Origin of the sequence: Curtobacterium sp. 1544 (genome assembly GCF_040544915.1) — a bacterium.
Lineage (GTDB): Bacteria > Actinomycetota > Actinomycetes > Actinomycetales > Microbacteriaceae > Curtobacterium > Curtobacterium pusillum_C.
The window spans coordinates 36,684-54,248 of sequence record NZ_JBEPKX010000027.1 but is presented as its reverse complement, the minus strand read 5'-3'; the positions used below and the strand labels follow the sequence as shown (position 1 = coordinate 54,248).

At 67.7% G+C, this 17,565-nt stretch carries 17 protein-coding genes; 10 read left to right on the top strand and 7 right to left on the bottom strand.

Annotated elements, in window-relative coordinates:
* From ABIC61_RS14520 to ABIC61_RS14495, 6 genes are all read left to right on the top strand, one after another.
* Window positions 1-1,502: DUF7927 domain-containing protein (locus ABIC61_RS14520; RefSeq protein WP_354030486.1), on the top strand; the 1,502-nt coding region annotated here is incomplete at its 5' end.
* Between the two features lie 412 nt (window positions 1,503-1,914).
* A complete protein-coding gene (locus ABIC61_RS14515) occupies window positions 1,915-2,088 on the top strand; it encodes a hypothetical protein (protein ID WP_354030485.1) in 174 nt (57 codons plus the stop codon).
* 218 nt (window positions 2,089-2,306) lie between these two features.
* Window positions 2,307-4,043 carry an RNA polymerase sigma factor gene (locus ABIC61_RS14510; protein ID WP_354030484.1) on the top strand — a complete coding sequence of 579 codons (1,737 nt, stop codon included), beginning with the start codon at window positions 2,307-2,309 and terminating at the stop codon, window positions 4,041-4,043.
* A gap of 51 nt (window positions 4,044-4,094) precedes the next feature.
* Window positions 4,095-4,748, top strand: coding sequence for a class F sortase (locus ABIC61_RS14505; RefSeq protein WP_354030483.1), 654 nt, complete (start codon window positions 4,095-4,097; stop codon window positions 4,746-4,748).
* Window positions 4,749-5,453: 705 nt separating this feature from the next.
* Window positions 5,454-6,194, top strand: coding sequence for a hypothetical protein (locus ABIC61_RS14500; protein ID WP_354030482.1), 741 nt, complete (start codon window positions 5,454-5,456; stop codon window positions 6,192-6,194).
* Between the two features lie 9 nt (window positions 6,195-6,203).
* Complete coding sequence (locus tag ABIC61_RS14495; protein WP_354030481.1) at window positions 6,204-6,476, top strand: hypothetical protein; 273 nt, start codon at window positions 6,204-6,206, stop codon at window positions 6,474-6,476.
* A gap of 390 nt (window positions 6,477-6,866) precedes the next feature.
* Here ABIC61_RS14495 and ABIC61_RS14490 read toward each other — a convergent pair whose 3' ends face one another.
* Genes ABIC61_RS14490 through ABIC61_RS14460 form a run of 7 tightly spaced genes read right to left on the bottom strand, consistent with a single transcriptional unit; the run spans window position 6,867 to window position 13,790 of the window.
* Complete coding sequence (locus tag ABIC61_RS14490) at window positions 6,867-8,147, bottom strand: hypothetical protein (protein ID WP_354030480.1); 1,281 nt, start codon at window positions 8,145-8,147, stop codon at window positions 6,867-6,869.
* A complete protein-coding gene (locus ABIC61_RS14485) occupies window positions 8,144-9,643 on the bottom strand; it encodes a hypothetical protein (protein WP_354030479.1) in 1,500 nt (499 codons plus the stop codon). Before ABIC61_RS14485 ends, ABIC61_RS14490 begins: the two co-directional genes overlap by 4 nt.
* On the bottom strand, window positions 9,643-10,353 hold the full coding sequence (locus ABIC61_RS14480; protein ID WP_354030478.1) for a hypothetical protein: 711 nt from the start codon (window positions 10,351-10,353) through the stop codon (window positions 9,643-9,645). The genes ABIC61_RS14485 and ABIC61_RS14480 overlap by 1 nt, the downstream gene beginning before the upstream one ends.
* Window positions 10,354-10,382: 29 nt before the next feature.
* Window positions 10,383-10,757 (bottom strand): hypothetical protein, encoded by a 375-nt coding sequence (locus ABIC61_RS14475; protein WP_354030477.1) that lies wholly within the window; start codon window positions 10,755-10,757, stop codon window positions 10,383-10,385.
* Between the two features lie 15 nt (window positions 10,758-10,772).
* Window positions 10,773-11,327, bottom strand: a complete 555-nt coding sequence (locus tag ABIC61_RS14470) for a hypothetical protein (protein WP_354030476.1) — start codon at window positions 11,325-11,327, stop codon at window positions 10,773-10,775.
* 8 nt (window positions 11,328-11,335) lie between these two features.
* Window positions 11,336-12,931, bottom strand: a complete 1,596-nt coding sequence (locus tag ABIC61_RS14465) for a hypothetical protein (RefSeq protein ID WP_354030475.1) — start codon at window positions 12,929-12,931, stop codon at window positions 11,336-11,338.
* Between the two features lie 7 nt (window positions 12,932-12,938).
* Window positions 12,939-13,790 (bottom strand): L,D-transpeptidase, encoded by an 852-nt coding sequence (locus ABIC61_RS14460; protein WP_354030474.1) that lies wholly within the window; start codon window positions 13,788-13,790, stop codon window positions 12,939-12,941.
* A gap of 307 nt (window positions 13,791-14,097) precedes the next feature.
* Here ABIC61_RS14460 and ABIC61_RS14455 point away from each other — a divergent pair, with 307 nt between their 5' ends.
* The 4 genes from ABIC61_RS14455 to ABIC61_RS14440 are packed head-to-tail and all read left to right on the top strand — an operon-like array spanning window position 14,098 to window position 17,334.
* Complete coding sequence (locus ABIC61_RS14455; RefSeq protein WP_132100844.1) at window positions 14,098-14,787, top strand: helix-turn-helix domain-containing protein; 690 nt, start codon at window positions 14,098-14,100, stop codon at window positions 14,785-14,787.
* Window positions 14,784-15,302, top strand: a complete 519-nt coding sequence (locus ABIC61_RS14450; RefSeq protein WP_354030473.1) for a hypothetical protein — start codon at window positions 14,784-14,786, stop codon at window positions 15,300-15,302. The genes ABIC61_RS14455 and ABIC61_RS14450 overlap by 4 nt, the downstream gene beginning before the upstream one ends.
* Window positions 15,299-16,216 carry a hypothetical protein gene (locus tag ABIC61_RS14445; protein WP_354030472.1) on the top strand — a complete coding sequence of 306 codons (918 nt, stop codon included), beginning with the start codon at window positions 15,299-15,301 and terminating at the stop codon, window positions 16,214-16,216. The genes ABIC61_RS14450 and ABIC61_RS14445 overlap by 4 nt, the downstream gene beginning before the upstream one ends.
* Entirely contained in the window at window positions 16,198-17,334 is a 1,137-nt protein-coding gene (locus ABIC61_RS14440; protein WP_354030471.1) for an alpha/beta hydrolase, read from the top strand. The genes ABIC61_RS14445 and ABIC61_RS14440 overlap by 19 nt, the downstream gene beginning before the upstream one ends.
* Window positions 17,335-17,565: the final 231 nt, after the last annotated feature.

Below are 17,565 nucleotides of genomic sequence, written 5' to 3'. Positions count from 1 at the left end.
ACGGGGACACGCTGACCTGGTCCGGGCCGCTCGCGATCGGTGCCACCGAAACCATCACCTACCAGGTGAAGGTCAACGACCCCGACACCGGCGACAAGGTCCTCACCAATGCAGTCGCCCCGACGAGTCCGGGCGGCGGCTGTGTGACCGCTGGCGGGTGCACGACGACGACAACGGTGCTGTCGTACACGACGCAGAAGGAAGCTTCTGCTGCAACCGTCACGCCTGGCGCAACGCTGACCTACACGGTGACGGTGAAGAACACCGGAACCGCCGCCTACACGATGGACGCGCCGGCATCGTTCGCCGATGATCTGTCGAAGGTGGTCGATGACGCGACGTTCAACAGCGCGACCGTCAGCGCCAGCGGCGGAGCTGATCCGGGCGTGGTGAGCTACGACCGGCCGGCGCTGACGTGGACGGGACCGCTCGCTATCGGTGGGACGGTGACGGTGACCTACACGGTGACGGTGAATGACCCGGACACGGGGGACCACGTCCTCACGAACGCAGTTGACCCGACAGGGCCCGGCGGTGATTGTGCGACTGCTGATGGATGCACAACGACCACTCCGGTGCAGTCGATCACGTTCACGAAGGTCGCGGACACCAACAAGGTGATCCCCGGCGACGAGGTCAAGTACACGATCACCGTCAAGAACACCGGCAAGGTCGCGTACACGAACGCATCGCCGGCGACGTTCACCGATGACCTGACCGAGGTCCTCGACGACGCCACCTACAACCGCAACGCCTCCGCCACGGCCGGCACCACCTCCTACGACGCTCCGACGCTGTCCTGGTCGGGTCCGGTCGCGGTGGGCGGGACGGTGACGGTCACGTACTCGGTGACGGTCAACAACCCGGACACCGGTGACAAGGTCCTCGACAACGCCGTGGTCTCCACCGTCCCCGGGTCCACGTGCCCGGCCGACAGTGCTGACCCGAACTGCCGAAGCGTTGTGCCGGCTGGTTCGTACACGGTGACGAAGAAGGCCTCGACCGACACCGCAACCCAGGGATCCACGATCACCTACACGGTGACCGTGACGAACACTGGCAAGACCGCCTACACGACGGCACGTCCGGCATCGTTCCAGGACAACCTGATTCAGGTCCTGGACGACGCCACCTACAACGGTGACGTCAAGGCCACCGCAGGTACGACCGCGTACGAGCGGCCGAACCTGACCTGGTCCGGGCCGCTCGCGGTCGGCGGCGTGGTGACGGTGACGTACTCCGCGACTGTGAACACCCCCGACACCGGTGACCGGAAGGTCATCAACGCGGTCGTCCCGACCGGCCCCGGCGGCGAGTGCGCCACCGCAGGGTCGTGCACGACGACCACGGACGTGCCGCCCGGGTTCGCCGTCCACACCGGCGGCACCGCCACAGCAACCCCTGTCTGGGGCGGCGGGTGGATGGCGCTGAGCGGGCTCGGAATCGCTGCGCTCCTCGGCAGCGCCGTGATCTGGCTTCGCCGACGGACCGCTCGGGTTTAGGTCCGGCTCCGGAGAAATGAAAAACGTGAGGCCGTTGCCGGGTGTACATCCGGCAGCGGCCTCGCCGCGTTCCGAGTGCTCGACGAACCGACCCGATGATCGCGGTCCGACCTGCGTTAGGACCGACCGTGGCTGAGGTCCTCCCTATGAAGGCGCGCGAGGGTTTCGGGAACGTGCGGCGGTGCAGCAGGTGAAGAGACGCTGCGCTGCAGGTGCCACCCCTGGGTCGGGTGGCACCTTCCTTCATCACTTGGGACGGCGTGGGAAGGAACTGATGCGGGATGCGAGATGCGTGGTGGGACGGAGACGGGCCGGAGCTTGCCGATGACATGGTGGCATGGGCGCCGGTGCTCATGGTGCTCGGGGCGGTGCTGTGCGTCGGCGGCACCTGCTGGCTTCTGGGAGCGACATCATGACCGTCCGCAGCCGCAGCCGCAGCCGCAGCCGCAGCCGCAGCCGCAGCCGCGGTGGCGCAGCAATCCTGTTCCTGCTGGCCGGGACGGGTTTCGCGACTGGGCTGATGATGCTGCTCGTGGTCGGTATCGATCGGTTCATCGCCGGCCTCTTCACCGGAGCCGGTTCGTGACGGCGCCAGCAGTGGTGCGGCACGTGGAAGTGTTCTACGCGGTCGCGACGGGGGACCTAATCCAGTTGTGGTGCGATTGCCCGATCGGTCAGACGCACAGTTACGAACAATGGGTGGACCGCTTCCAACGACCAGAACGGCGACATCGCACCACTGTCACTCCTGAAAAGTCATGATCATTCACTGCCTAGTGGGCAGCACGGAAAGGAGCTCACGCGTTGGCCGACGCATCGTCAACTCCCAAACCCGCCGAGCCGTCGGGGATTGCTGAGCTGCCGGATCAGGCGCTAGTCGCAGCGGCCCGAACCGGGGATCGGGACGCGTTCGGGACGTTGTGGGAGCGGCACGCTGCGGCGGGGCGCCGGTTCGCGGCCGCGACGACGCGATCCTTCGACGCTGACGATCTCGTCGCGGAAGCGTACGTGAAGATCTACACCGCGGTCCTCGCCGGGAAGGGCCCGACTGGGCCGTTCCGTCCGTACTTGCTGGTCACGATTAGGAACCTCGCGATCAGCTGGGCGAAGCAACGCCGCGACGGCCGTCTCGAGGACGCCGACGACATCCCTGACCCCCGAGCCACAGACATGGCCGTCCTCGCCGAGGTCGACGCGAACCTCACCGTCCGAGCATTCCGCACATTGCCAGAACGATGGCAGGAAGTGCTCTGGTTCACCGAAGTTGACGGGCTCCCCTCCGCTGACGTCGCTGAACGATTGGGGATGACGGTCAGTGGCGTCGGCATGCTTGCCCTCCGCGCCCGGGAAGGCCTCCGGCAAGCCTGGATCCAGGCCCACATCGACACCTCCGCATTGGGGTCGGAGCATCAATGGGTGCTGCAGCAGATCGGGCAGAACGCCCGCGGGAAACTCCGCACCCGAGCGAAAACAAAATTCGACGCACACCTCGCGGGGTGCGCTGCGTGCACGGCGATCGCTGCGGAAGCAGTTGAGACGAGCAACCACTTCACCCCGACCCTGGTCCCACTTGCTGTCGGGATCCTCGGCGCCATCAGCCTCGGCGCGTTCCTGCACAACACGCCCCCCGCAGTCGCGGCCACGGCAGCGGCTCCTGCACACAATCACAACGACACGTCAGAGCGCTCCCGAGCAGCTGTCGGCAGGCGGGCGAGAGTGTTCCTGATCGCCAGTGCCGTCGCACTTGTCGCGGTCACCGGCGCCGCGATCGGCAACGCTGCCATCCGAACCCCTGCCACCTCACCATCCGCACTCGCACCGACAGGCGCAACGAGTGAGCCGCGGCCGAGCGCTTCGTCGGCGACCGCAGCACCGAGCAACGCCCCCACTGCCATTCCAGGGCCCGAGTCGTCAACATCAGCCGCCCCGCCGACAGCAACCCCGGGCACCGAAACGAAGCGGACCCTGCCGGTGACGACGCCATCTGATTCTGCGGCAACGCCCTCCGACGCGGCAGCGCCCTCCGACGCGGCATCGCCGGCAGCGCTGGCAATACTGCCCACGATCACGTCAGCTGACACCGCAGCCGGTGTGCTCTATCCCCTAGTAACCGGCACGGCACGGCCGGGAACATCGGTCACCGTTTCCTGCGGAACCGGCAACCCGGTGACGGTCAAGGCCGATGCAGGCGGCACGTGGCGTGTGCCCGAGCTCCGGATTGGGGCCGGGAGCGCGTCGATCACTGCGTCCGGGGATGACGGCTCTAGTGCGCCAAAAACCGTGCACGTGGAGTCGCCGCAGGTGTTCGCCTCGGTGGACCGCACAACGGTCAGGATCACGGTCGTCGGTGCAGCCGACACGCGGTACGCGGTGGAACGGGACGGTGCTACGGCCGGCACCGTCCGCACCGACACGGACGGCCGTACCACCGTTACCCTGCAGAACACGGCCCCAGACGACCCGCACACGGCCACCGTCCACGCGTCCACCGGCAGCCGTGTTGGGCCGGCAACGACTGTCCAAATTGCAGCGCAATCATGATCCCTGCCAACACGTGCGTCACAACACTGACCGATACGAAGGAGCCAGCGCATGGCCGACATTGACGCGGTGATTGCATCCAAGCCGAAACGGCGTCGGTGGTGGTTCCTCGTTATCGGCGTGGCCGCGGTGGCAGCGATCGTCCTCGGGGTCCTGGGCGCGACTGGCGCCTTCACCCGAACGGATGCGCCAAAGGATTTGCGTGGCAACCCGGTGCAGTACGACCCGGACGCCACCCCAAACCCGAGAGCATCCGCCGTCCCATCAGGACACGGCCGGTTCGTGGCGAAGAGCGTGAACCTGAACGTGCCGCTGGGCGCGTTGGACGCCACCGACGGCGTCGTTACCCCGCCGGGGTTCACGTCTGCGTATCTGATCCGCAACTACGGTGTCGACCCATCCCGGGCGGGCCTCGGTGCGGTGTACGTTGTGATGCACTCACTCCGAAACGGCGCCATCGGGCCCGGGAACGCGCTCATCGACGTCGACAAGGAGCGAGCGAAGATCCGCAAGGGCGCCACAATCACTGTCGACGACGTCACCTACACCGTCACTGGGACGGAAGCGGTCACGAAGACGCAGCTGCCGTCAAGCAAGATCTGGTCCGCCGGCCGCAACCAGCTCGTCGTCATCACGTGTCTGCAACGGCCTCAGGGGGGCCCCTCGATCGACAACATCGTCATCACCGCCACACGCAGCACCTGACCTCAGCTGAAGCGGAAATCTAGTGCCGGAGTTGCGTTAGCGGCACCGTTTACCGCGGTCCCCCTCATGGAGGAGCGCTCGGCAATCCCTGTCGCCGGGCGTTGCGCTGACAGCCGTTTCGGGTCGGCATTGTCGCGCTGGTGCCCGCCCGTGTTGGGGCGGGTGCCAGCTCCCTCGGGACTGTACGCGATCACTCCAGCAAGAACGCGTCTCGATAGACGCTCGTCTATCGAGACAGCGGACCAGGTAGAGATCGCGCGGATTTCGATAAGGTGAGGCCCACTCGATGTGGGGAGGCAGCTGTGGTAAAGCGACTGGTGTACAAGCGGGCCGACGGCAAGTGGGCATGGCGTCTCACCGTTGACGACAGAGTGATCGCAACTGACGGTGGGCAGGGGTACGAAAACGAAGCGGAGGCCAGGCGGATGGCTGACCGCATCGTCGGCGGGCACTACGCCGACGCGGAGAAGTTCCGTAGCGACCAGCCTCGCTGAGGTATCGATCTCACCGGCTTGTCGGCTGGCGAGCTACCGCCCTGCGACCAAGGTCACTATTGACCTGGACTCGGCACCTACTACTCTGTGTGAAAACACAGATATAGGGGGGGCCATGCACAAGCATGCTCGTTTCATCACATCCGCTGCTGCAGGCGCAACTTGCCTGATGTTGGTCATCGGGGGGTCAGTCGGGGCGCAAGCAGCACCGATGGACGCGGAGAGCCAGCCGTCGGTGCTGGTTTCAGCCGGACACATTGAGCTTTCGAATGACGCGCAGTCGCTCGGGATCGACACGTCGGACTCCGGGGGAGCGCCGTCTGTCGCTGTTGTAGACGACGGCGCCGGTGTCTCAATCACCAACACGATCACCTCGGAAGAGGACTCTCGAGTCTCGTACTCGGTAGAGCTCCCCGCCGGAGTGTCGGCGACCACTGTGCCGAATGACGACGGAGTGGCGTCGGTCATCTTCACCACGCCGGAGGGAGAGCTCGCGGGCGGCGTCGCTTCGGTCGACGCCGTCGACGCGAACGGCAAGAGCGTGGCGACCAGTGTGCACGTCGAAGGAACTGAGGTGGTCCAGCAACTCGACGCCGAGCCGGGAGCTGTGGCGTTCCCCGTGCAGGTGCGCGCTGCTGCGAGCACCGTTTGGTACAAGCGTGCTTGGGTGGGAACCGCGAAGAAGGGCTACATCGTCAACGCAGACCCGACCTCGCTCGGCCGTCAGCAGATCGCCTGGACCACGCACAAGTACCATGTGCAGCACGTGAAGAACCTGCTCGGCTCTACCAAGACGAAGAAGTATTGGAACTGGAACATCGAGCAGCAGTTCGTCTGCCATGTTGTCGGCGCATACTTCCCGAGCGGTGTCTACAACATGGAGTCGTGGCAGCCAGCGCTGGCGTGGGGGGCCATCGCCAATCCCATCGATCGATGCAACCGCACTAAGTAGGAGGCTCGAATGAAGCTCGCAACTCGTATCGCGTGGATCATGCTCGCGGTCAGCGTGGTCGCGTTCCTGGTGGCTGTTGGCTGGGCGACGCTCGGCCGTGCTCTCGGACAGGAATGGAGCAGCTTGGACGGGCCGGAGCCCGTGTGGCCCGCGGTCGTCGGCTTCTCCGCGCCGTATCTCTTCGCGCTGTCGCTGGTCACACTTGCGGTGCTTGGCGGCATCCGACTCGCGACAAGGCGTACCCGAGCGGCGCAGCAGGTCGGCTCGACGAGCGCGAGCTGACTCGACCCAGAGTGGCCCCGGTGATTCCACCGGGGCCACTCTGGGTCGTGATTCAAGACTCTGGCAACGGGGGGGGGGGGGGAGGCCCAGTGGCTCACCGTCGACGAGCTCTCCGCCGAGCGACGCCGTGCGATCAAGCAGTTGAACGTCCTCGATTACTCCGGAGCTGGGTTCTGGGAGACGGAGGCTGCGCTGCAGTGCACGCTCGTGCTGATCGGTCTGGTGCAGGACGAGCGACGTCACCGTTGATCGCTGCGGCTGGCTAGGAGCCGAGCGCTGCCTGCGCTGCGCGACAGGCGGGGCACCAGTCGACGTCGTCTGCTGAGCAGTCCCACCCGTACGATTCCGCGTAGCCTCGCGCACCGTGGTAGCTCACCGCGTTGGGGCCGATCAGGGCGATTCTTGCGCTGCACTGGTGCCCATCGCAGGTGAGCACGATCGCTGGGTGGATTGCCATGCCGTCTCGTCTCTCGTCGGCGTCAGGCGTCGACGGTGGTGCCGAGGCTGATCCAGCCGTCGGGGACCGACTGCAGGTAGGCCTTCAGGGCGGCGTCGTAGTTCGGCCCCCGACGGCTGGATCTCGGTCGATCGGGCGACGGCACGGACGGTGATGTTCCCGGCCGCGGTGGAGCTCACCGTGTTCGTCTGCATGACGACGTACCCGGCGAGCTCCAGGCCGTCGACGGCGCGGGCACGGGCGGTGCTCTGGTCGTCTGCGTGGCCGTCAGCGGTGATGGTGTCCGTGGAGCGGATCGTGCCGCGGACGGTGGTCATGGATCCATCCTCACCGATCGCTCCGACAGCGCGGACCACAGGGTGCGGGTGGGGGGGAGATGCGCGCTGCGCGCGTGCGCCCTGTCTCCGCTGCGCTGCGCAGGCCATCGGAGGGGCCGTGGTTGGCTCGGAGCGGGCGGCGTCGACGTCGACTGCAGCGGCGGCGACGCCGTCGACGACGTCCTTGTAGGAGTGCAGCAGCACCGCGGGGACGCTGTTGTCGCCGTTCTCCGCCATCCACGCTTCGTGCTGCGCGGAGTCCGTGGGCATGTTGCGGCTGATGGTCTGGATGCGCTTGGCGAACCCGAGTGGGTCGCCGAGCGACGCAACGACGGCGGAGAAGCCGGCGGAGGCGACGTCGAACACCTGGTCGGTCTCGATGCCGGTGACCTGCCCGGTCGTGGTGAATGTGACCGCGAGGTACTCCTCCCCTTCCGGGGTCTGGTGCCACTGGATGCCCGGTTCGCCGACACCGTCCTGCAGCCACACCATCCCGCTGACGCCGTCCGGGGTGTCCCGCATCGCGTGGAGCTCCTGCATGGACTCCCGCTTCTCCTCGCGGGTGCTCGCCTCTGCCCACCGGTCGGTGAGCATGTCCCAACCGTCCTGGTCGTACGGGACGAACTTCGTCGTCCCGCGCCGGAGGCGCTCCTTCCACCGGGCATCCTTCATCCGGCGCCGCAGGATGGTGTTGTTCGCGGTGTCGATCGTCGCGAACCACGCGGCCCCGATGAGGACCACGCCGATCAGCAGCGCCCAGAGCCCGATCACGAACACGAGCACGAGCGTCAGGACGACGCTCGATCCGAGCGCCCAGAGCCGAGGCTTGGAGATCCGTCCGCCGAACAGGCCACGGTGAGCGCTGTCCCCGCCAATGATCGAGGTGCGCATGCTCATGCCTCCTGGTGGGTGCCGTGCTCGACGGCCTGCTCAGCGGCCGTCGACGCGGCCTGGGAGGCCTGCTGCGCGACCTTGAGCGCCGAGTTGGCCAGCAGCATCCCGACGGCCAGAGGCGCGCCGACACCGGTCGACGCTGTGCCCGCCGTGCCCGCGGCTCCCGCTCCACCAGCAGCGCCAGCGCCGGCAGCGGCACCAGCCCCAGCGCCGGCACCAGCGCCGGCGGCTCCGGCCTTCCCTGCAGCACCGGCTGCGCCGGCGGCGTGCTTGCCAGCCGTGCTCGCCGCGGACGCGGTCACGTTGGCCGCGCCACCGCCGCCACCGCCTGCTGCGGCGTTCCCGGCCGCACCCACCTGGGATGCCTGGCCGCCGTACCCGACCTGAGCCGGAGCGGTCGGGAGGTTCCACTGGTAGCCGCCGCCCTGGCCGGTCGGCTGTGAGGCCGCGGTCTGGTGTGCCGTCTGCGGGGCGTGGGATGGGGTGTTCGGGATCTGTGGGGCCACTTGTGGCGGGGTGAACCCGCTTGTGCGGGACGTGCCCGCTCCGCCGCCAGGGCGAGGGATGAACTTCAGCATCGATAGCGGCGCGAACACGACGATGAAGGAGATGACCGCCGGCACCGCGAGGTTCACGAACGTCTGGATCGGGTTGACGAGCTTGCCGAGGGTGCCCGGGTCAGCGGTGATCGAGATGCCGTTGATGGCGCGGAACGCCAGGCCGACGAGGAGGATCAGGGCGACCTGGGTGAGTCCGATGACGACCCAGATAATGGGGACTGCTTTGCCGAGCTTCCGGGTGTCCGGGTTCACGATCCACACGAACCCGAGCGGCAGTACCGCGCCGACGAGGTACTGGGTGGCGAGCTGGATGATGAAGATGAACGCCACGCCGAGCAGGCTCAGGAACAGGGTCCCGAGGACGACTATCGACACGATCGCCGAGTTCAGAAGCGCTCCGGCGTCGTCGGCTGCGGCGAGTTCGGCGATCTTGGTGAAGAACTCTTGGGTGGTGGAGTTCACCGCCCAGGCGGCGATCGCGTCACCGGCTGCGGTGAAGAGCTTCGTCAGCGCGATGCCGACCACCGGACCGAACGCGGCGCCGATGAGGAACGCGGGTGCGGCGATGAAGATCGACTCGAGCATCTCCTTCGGACCCAGCGATCCCTTCCGACGGCGCCCGATGATGATGAGCAGCTGCACGGCGAGCACGAACATCGACACCGAGAACGACATGGCATAGGACTTCAGCCACCACTGCGCGTCGTAGTTCGGGTGCAGGGCGCTGAGCAGCCATGGGATCAGCACGCCGGCGACGGCGTGCACGGCGTCCTGCATCTGCTGCGTGATGAACCCGAGCGGGTCCTGGGCGAACTCGATGCCCTTCTTCACGCCCTCGACGGCGCCCTTGCCCTTGGCGAAGACGCCAGAGATCCACGACAAGCCCGTGGCGATTGCGTCACCGCCCCCGCAGACGATCGCTCCTGCTTGGCATGCCATCAGCAGCCCTCCTTGTACTTGGTGCCGGACGTCAGACCCTCGTCCCAGCCAGGAGAGGGGTCGGCGTCGGAGATGACCCAGCCCTGCGCGCTGGTGGTGAGGGTGAAGGTGCCGCCCGTGTACTGGTACTGGGAGGCGCTGTCCTCGGCGGGGTCAGGTTTGCCGTTCGTCGTAGTGAGGCCGGCGAACGCGATGGTGACGGTGGTGTCCGTGCTGTCACGGACGAGGTACGCCGACCCAGACAGGTCGACGCCGTGCGTCTGCCCGTCGTCGTAGCCCGACTTCGACAGATCAGACGCGGCGAGCATCGAGTGCGCGGTGCCGTCCGTGACGTCGTTGACGGTCTCCCGCAGGTTGGGGCGTCGGTCGGGATCCGCGGCGCTGTAGAGCTGCATGAATGCGCCGAGGAACTCCGCCGCCCCGGCCGGGGTGAACTGCTTCTTCTCGCGGAGCTCGAGTAGGTCCTTCGATGTGATGTCCGGGCCGGTGACACAGCCAGAGGCGTAGTCGACGCCCTGGACCGGGGCGGCGCTCCCGGTGCCGGTGGGGGCCTCGGAGGCTGCCCCGGCCGGGGTGCGGGTGGTGTTCGGCGAGGCGAGGTTCGCGATGGTGACGCCGGCCGCGACGAGTGCGATCGCCGCGATGATTCCCACTGGGATCAGCCACCACCGGCGGCGACGCCGGGGCTGGGATGCGGTCTGCTTGCTCATGTGCGATTCCCCTCGCTGGTGTGAACAGATCAGCCGTTGACGGCGGTGAGGAAGAACCCGAAGATTGCCGGCACGATCACCGCGGCACCAGTCATCACGGACGTGCCGATCACGGCGCCCTTGGCGGCCTCGGCCTTCTGCGGCATCTTCGCGTTCTTGAAGTGGCGCAGTGAGGCGACGGCCTTGAGGAGGTGGAAGGCGCAGAACAGGATCAGCAGGAACCAGAGCCCGCCGAGAAAGAGCTTCCACTGAGTGGTGAAGTTGTCGCCGAGCCAGGACGAGTTCGGCTTGACGCCGTCGAACGGGTTGATGTCGGCGTTGCCGGCGACCACGTGCGACGGGGTGTGGGTGGCGATGACGGCGCTGGTGGTCATGTTGATGACCGGGGCGAGGAGTGCGCTCATGAGTTGGCCTTTCGGTTAGCCGGCGACGACCGGGAGGGTCGTTCCGGGGTCAGTGGTGTGCCGGGGAGTTGTGGCGCTGTTGCTGGTGCCACGGGTCTGGGATGCTCCGGTGGAGCGAGGCGCCGGGGCCGGCGAACTTGCGCCAGCAGACGGCGTCGACGTCGGCGCGGGGGCCGGGGCCGGAGTCGGCGTTGGCTGCGCGGGTTCGGGTGCGGGTGCGGGGTCGCTCGGCTGTTCGGGTGCCGGCGTGCCCGGGTCGGTGGGCTGCGTGGGGTCCGTGCCGGGATCCGCCGGTGCAGGATCCGGGTCGACTGGCGCCGGGTCCACCGGGGCGGGCTCCGACGGGTCCGGGATCGGGTCCGTCGGGTCGGTCGGAACCGGGATCGGGTCCACCGGCACGGTCGGGTCTCCGGGCAGTGTGGGGTCGACCGGCTGGGTGGGGTCGACCGGGACGTCGACGGCGTTCGAGGCGTCCGGTGCAGCGGTGTCGGCGTGGCTGACGGCGGCGGGGCCGAGCGTCATGGTGGCGATCGCGGCGGTGGTGAGCGCGATGCGGGTGCGGGTGTGCATGGGAGTCCTTACTGCTTCGTGGTCTGGTCGGCGGTGGCGTAGGTGCTGATGCGGCCGTCGGTGACGGCGATGAGGTCGCCGGATCCGGTCTCGGCGACCGGGACGACGGTCGGTGCAGGACCGGTGCGGACGGCGTCGCCGGCGACGTACGCGGTCGTGCCGTCCTGGTCGGCGCCGTAGAGGTGGTTGCCCACGAACCCGTCAGCGACGAACCCCTTCGGCACGGCGACGGTCTTTCCGGCGGCCGTGAACGCGGTCCCCTGCACCAGGAGCGTCTTCCCGTCCTGGCTGGCCGCGACCGGCTCATCGGAACTGGTGCCGGTGCTGCTGATGGCCTTACCGTCGCGGACGTCGTGGGCGGCGAGCACGGAACCCTGCTCGCGGGTCTTCCACCGCACCCACACCGTGCTGTTGGTGGCGACGACCCACGAGGAGATCTCCGTCGCGTTCTTCGGGGCAGCGAGCTTCGCGGTGCGGGTGACGGTGCCGTTCGTGACCGCGGTGAGGACTTCACCTCGAGCGGAGGCCCACAGCACCTGTCCGTTCGCGGTGCCGCCCATGATGAGCGCTCCCGGTCGCGGGAACGTGACCGGGACGGCGCCGTGGCCGGTGAGCATCGCCGCGGTGGTGTCGGTGGTCACGAACGGCACGCCGGCGCGCACCTGGAACTCGCCGCCAGTCGGGATCCCCGCCTCGAGCTGCAGCTTCCCAGCGCCCCAGACGGTCACGGCCGTCTTGGACGCGGCCGCGAGTGCAGGCTTGCCGTCGACGGTCACGGCGGACACGCCGCCGACGGCCTTCCCGGGCAGGGTCAGCGTGGCCGCGGTGCGGCCGGAACCGGCGTGCAGGACGGTGACCGTGCGCCCGTGGGCGTAGCCGACGTAGTTCCCGTCGCTGGTCACGCCGACCGCGCCAACCGCGCCGCTCTTCGCCCACGTGGGCTTCTTCGCCCACCCAGGCAGCGTCGTCGCGGGAGTCGAGGCGACTTGCGCCGTCGAGCTCTGCTGATCCTCGTGTCCGCTGCCGGCCACGAACAAGGCTGCTGTGCCCACCACGACGACGACGAAAGCCGCAACCCAGACCCACCGGCGGTGACTCTCGTCGAGAAGCGGGGCAACGTTCACGCCGCCTTGCTCGTCCTTCTCGGCCGAGGGGTCCACCGGTGCGCGGTGGAACCAGCTGGCGAACAAGGTCCGCAGGCTCGGGTTCTCGTCCTCTGCGCTAGAGGCAGCCTCCCCCTCGACGGCTGGCGCATCGGCGGCGGCGTCGGTCGGGCGGGCGCCGCGGCCGAACAGGCCACCGAACAGCACGCGGAGCGTCGGGCGCGCATCCGTCTCACCCACGGGCTCTTCGTGCTCCACCTCGGGCTCGTCGAGCACAGCGCTGTCGATGTCCCCGGTGCGGGCCAGCGGTGTGCGCTGGTCGACCTCGGCGTAACCGGCGGCCCGCTCGGATGAGGTGAAGATCTTCGTCAGGTCGAGCTGGCCGATCTGACGGCCGCAGCGCATGCAGAACGTGGCCTGCGGCACTGCCTCGGTGCAGAACGGGCAGGTGACGGCGGGACGCTCGTCGACGTCAGCGGAGTCGTGTGTGGTGTCCGTCATCGTGCTCTCACTTCGTGATCGTGATCGGAGTACCCAGCGGCAGTCGGTTGACTGCCGTGATCGCTTCGGCGGTGAGCCGGATGCATCCGTGCGAGACCGCACCGGAGCTGGTGGTGTTGAAGTGCACCCCGATCAGCCCGCCGTCCGAGCCGCCGAACGGCTCGTCCTTCGCTGCGGAGTGCAGCGACGTCAGCTCGATCGGGTGGACGCTCTGCCCCTGCTTCGGGTCGAGGTAGCGGGCCTGCAGGTACCCGGTGACACCGGTCGGCGTCGGGGTTGTCTTCGTGCCGACACCCACCTGGTAGGTGGCGACGTCCTTGCCGGTGACGATGCTGAGCGTCTGCTCGCTGACGGACACGACCACCCGGGACGGCAGGGCCTCCCCTGCGGTGAGGGCGTCCGTGCGGACCCACGCGGCGGTCTGCGCTGCAGCGTCACCGTTCGTGCTCGAGGGCAGCTGCTGACGTGCCGGTGTCAGGACCAAGGTCCACGCGCCGTCCGTCCGGACCGGGACGACGGTCGTCGGGTCGCCGAGGAAGTTCGTGGCAGAAAGGTGCGCCACTGCACTTTTCTGCGCGGCGCCGTAGAGGGCGACGTCCTTCGTGAGCGTCGCCGAACGAGTCAGCGCCGTGGTGTTCGTGCTGGCGTACCGGATCAGGCCCGGGATCACCGCGTCGTACCGGGCCTCCGGCAGGGAGGCCACCTGGTCGGCGGTCAGAGCGCGGAACGGACCGGGACGCACCGGGATCGACACCGCCGTGCTCGGCGACGCGGTCGGTGCAGAAAACTGCTCGGTCGGACGAGCCGCCACGGCGACCGTGATGCAGGTACCAACGACGACCGCGGCCACTGCAGCCACGAGAACCTTCCGCACGATGGTTGCGCGTGGGTGGTGGGCCAGGTGCAGGCGCGCGAGGGGTCGACGCGTCTGCACCTGACCGTCGTCGCCGTTGCCGACGACGGACGCGGAACCAGAGCCGTCAGAAAGCCCGGTCCGCGAGCATGGACGGGAAGCACGAATCGGGCTAGACCCCATATCCATCGTGTCCCTTCTGCTGGGGTAGAAGTACCGTTCCGCCAGTATGCCCTATTTAGGGCGAGGCGTGTTGCGATGTGCTCCAAATGAGGCGTCTGGAGTTTCCGCAGTGCGCCAATAGGGTCGTCGCGTGGGTAGACAGGGCAGCGGCGAACCAAACGAGTTCTCGAGGGCGTTCGTCGACGCGGTCGACGACCTCCGCATCCGCCGAGGCATCACGACGCCTGCCCTCATCGCGCAGGCTGGATTCAGCCGCGGCTACTACTACAAGCGCACCCGCGGCGAGACCTCCTTCAACACGAATGACGTGCAGACGATCGCGGAAGCGCTCGGTGTCTCAGTCGGCGAGCTCCTGGAACCGGCCATCACCGAGATGGAGCGGCTGCACGCTCCTCGGGACGAACGCCTCGAACCGGCACTCCTCGGCTACCGGCTGCGGAAGCTTGTCGCCCTGCACGTCGCTCGCACCCCCGCACCCCCGCTCGACCGCGCGATTCGCGCAGCATTGGCGAAGCGCGGACGGCTCCTCGCCGGTGCCGACTGGGAACGCCTCCTCGCTGGCGAACCGACGGACGTCACCAGCGATGACCTCCGCGCGATCGCGGACTTCTTCGATGTGCCGCCGGAGTACCTGCTGCGCATCGCACTCCCTGGTGTCGTCGATCTCGTCGACGCACGGCTGGAAGTGGAAATCGCCTTGGCAGAGACTGGTGTGGGGATCGCAGCTCGCTCGGTCAACGCAGCGTCCCCGGCCGAGCTCCTGGCGATCGCCGAAGCGATCCGCGCCGCGGCGCCGAACGAGCGGGGAGGTACCGAATGAAGAAGATCCGAACGCAACGACTCACCACTCAGCTTGCTGAGGACGCCATCGCCAGGCTGTCCCTGCCCGCCGGCCCGCTCACCTTTGAGGCGCTGCGAACGGCCATGGCCACCTGGCTCGGTAAGCCACTCATCATCGATCCGCTGAACTCACTTCCTCCGCGTGACCACCCCGCGAGCGTGACGGGCTTGTACCTCGACACTGCAGACGCCGGACGGGTGTACTTCCACCCTGACGACCCCCGCCTCTACCAGCTGTTCGTGATCCTGCACGAGTTCATGCACATCGCCGCGGGACATGGAGGGTGCCACGTGCCCGTCGAGGTGATGGAGCGGGGCTATGCCGGCGTGACCGCAGAGATCACCGCGGCGCGGGCACGCGTTCCGGTGCGGACCTCGCTCGAGGACGCTGACGCTGTTGACGTCGAGGAGCTCGTGGCGGAGCGCGGGGCGATGCTCCTGCTCGAACGCCTCCAGAAGTCCACGCTGTCTGCAAGCGAGGCAGCCTTCGCGTGATCCCAGCTGCGTTCTGGGCTGCCGTTGGACTCCTGCTCCTCCGCGTCAATGCGATCGGTAACGCAGCGCGACGTCCGGCGTTCCTCGCCGCAGCGCTGGCCGTCGTCGGCATCGCCACGGTGGGCGTCGTCTGGCCCGTCGAGCACATCGATGCGCTCTTGGGTGACGTCAACGCGATCGATCTGATTCAGGTACTCGCAGCGACTGCAGCGTTCTGGTTCCTGCGCGACGCCACACGCGCTCACGCTGGCTCGGAAGCCCGATCGCGCCTGCCCATCCTGATCGCCGTGCTCGTCGCGGAGACGGCCACCTTCGTCGCGATCCCCGATCACAACGGGGAGCCGACCACCTACATCCACGAGCACCTGCAGTACCCGGCCACGTGGGTGCACATCGTCATCTACATGGTTGCGATGGGGTGGTTCGCCGCCGACTCCATCGGCGTGCTCCTGCCCCAGCCCCGCGGTGCGAACATCCTGTTCATCATCGGCTTTGCGCTCGTGGTACTCGCGATCATCGCCGAGCTCGTCGACGTCACCAGAGTGTTCATCGACGGACAGCAAACCCCCTTCTCGCGGGCGATGCTCGTCGTGTTCAACAGCCTCTTCTACCCCGGCATCGTCGCCATTGGTGTCGCACACGGATGGCGGACCCTGCGCCGGCTCATCACCGTCCTCGGGTGGCGTGTGATCTCGCTCCGCCTGCTCGTCATGTCAGCCCGCGACCAGAGCGCCGGCAGGCTGTCGTTGCGCCTCCGGGGCAGCGCTGAAGTTGTCGCAGCGCAGCGGTACATCGAGCTCCGCGACAAAATCGTCGCCGGTCGCCTCGAGGTCACAGAACAAGAGCAGCGTTACTTGCAGCGAGTAGACGAACGGCTCGCGAAGGGAGTTACGGCATGGGCGTTATCGGTGTAGCAGCAGGGGCGGCCCTGACAGTCATCGCGGCGGCGACTGCCGCGGGCGTGGTGGTCGCGAAGAAGGCGATTCACCCGCGGCCGAAACGAACCGTCACCGTCGTCGACGTCGACTCCGCCAGCATCACCGTCCCATCGGACGAGCAGACTCGGTGCCCTGGTGAGTACCGCGTGTACTTCCACGACGGTCAGGACAGCATCCTCGTCGGCGACGTGCTCGACGACGACGGCCGTCACGTCCGCCGGACGATCCTGGGTGAACCCGAGATCCTCCCGGCAGCGGACGACAAGCTTGTCTGGAGCGGATACCTCCTCGACACTCCAGCATCTGTGTCGCCCTCCTTCGAAGAGGTTGCGATCACCGCTGACGGCGACACCCGGAAGGCGTGGTACTTCCCCGTCGACGGCGCCACCACCTGGGCCATCCATGTGCACGGCATCCACTCGGGCCGGCAAGCCATCCTCCGCGCCGTACCCGACACCCTCTCTGCCGGAATGAGCTCCCTCGTCATCGGATACCGCGGCGACGTCGAAGACGGCCGCGGCCTGCCCGCGACGTTCGGCACAGACGAGTGGCAGGACCTGGACGCGGCGATGCGTCACGCTGTCGACCACGGAGCAGAGCGCCTGGTGCTCGTCGGGTGGTCGATGGGCGCGACGATTGCTCTTCACGCGGCCGCGCGCTCCACCCTCCGCAAGCGGATCGACGCCATGATCCTGGTCTGTCCAGCACTCGACTGGTTCGCTGCCCTGCGTGCAGGCGCGTCCAAGGCAGGCTTCCCGGGGTTCCTCGGGTCAATGGGTGCCGTCACGCTCACGATCCCGGGTCTCGCTCGCTTCGCCGGCCTCCAGAAAGCCATCCCCATGCGCTGGATGCGTCCCACGCCGCCCGCTGGGCTGCCAATCCTCCTCGTCCACAGCTCTGGCGACCGCGATGTCCCCCTCAGTGTCTCCAAGCGATTCGCGGCCACGCCTGGCGCGGGAGCCACCCTCGTGGAGATCGCGCCCTGCCCGCACGGCATGGAACTTAACCGCGAGCCTCAGCTGTTCCACGGCTCGATCGCACGCTTCCTTTCCCGGGGCGCGGCTCTATCCACGGCATCTGCGGTGCACGAATAGGGTACCTTGGTGGCACTTAGCGCTTTGGACAGACTGCGACATTCAGCACCATGGAGTCGTGCTCGCCAGTCGCTCGAGTCGTCTACCCCGCAAGGAGAAGGAACATCCATGCAGTCTCGCGACACGCCGTCCCAGGCGACCACGCGCATGCATGTTCCCGCCAAGGTGTGTCTATGAGCGACTTTGGACGACGCGCCAGCCGAGCGCAGAACGCCCCTACGGTCCTTCTGC

Bases quoted from the DNA above. Each gene is read 5' to 3' on its own strand.
- ABIC61_RS14515 (WP_354030485.1), top strand. From the start codon at position 1,915: ATGACCGTCCGCAGCCGCAGCCGCAGCCGCAGCCGCAGCCGCAGCCGC.
- ABIC61_RS14505 (WP_354030483.1), top strand. From the start codon at position 4,095: ATGGCCGACATTGACGCGGTGATTGCATCCAAGCCGAAACGGCGTCGG.
- ABIC61_RS14500 (WP_354030482.1), top strand. From the start codon at position 5,454: ATGGACGCGGAGAGCCAGCCGTCGGTGCTGGTTTCAGCCGGACACATT.
- ABIC61_RS14495 (WP_354030481.1), top strand. From the start codon at position 6,204: ATGAAGCTCGCAACTCGTATCGCGTGGATCATGCTCGCGGTCAGCGTG.
- ABIC61_RS14490 (WP_354030480.1), bottom strand. From the start codon at position 8,147: ATGAGCATGCGCACCTCGATCATTGGCGGGGACAGCGCTCACCGTGGC.
- ABIC61_RS14485 (WP_354030479.1), bottom strand. From the start codon at position 9,643: ATGGCATGCCAAGCAGGAGCGATCGTCTGCGGGGGCGGTGACGCAATC.
- ABIC61_RS14480 (WP_354030478.1), bottom strand. From the start codon at position 10,353: ATGAGCAAGCAGACCGCATCCCAGCCCCGGCGTCGCCGCCGGTGGTGG.
- ABIC61_RS14475 (WP_354030477.1), bottom strand. From the start codon at position 10,757: ATGAGCGCACTCCTCGCCCCGGTCATCAACATGACCACCAGCGCCGTC.
- ABIC61_RS14470 (WP_354030476.1), bottom strand. From the start codon at position 11,327: ATGCACACCCGCACCCGCATCGCGCTCACCACCGCCGCGATCGCCACC.
- ABIC61_RS14465 (WP_354030475.1), bottom strand. From the start codon at position 12,931: ATGACGGACACCACACACGACTCCGCTGACGTCGACGAGCGTCCCGCC.
- ABIC61_RS14450 (WP_354030473.1), top strand. From the start codon at position 14,784: ATGAAGAAGATCCGAACGCAACGACTCACCACTCAGCTTGCTGAGGAC.
- ABIC61_RS14440 (WP_354030471.1), top strand. From the start codon at position 16,198: ATGGGCGTTATCGGTGTAGCAGCAGGGGCGGCCCTGACAGTCATCGCG.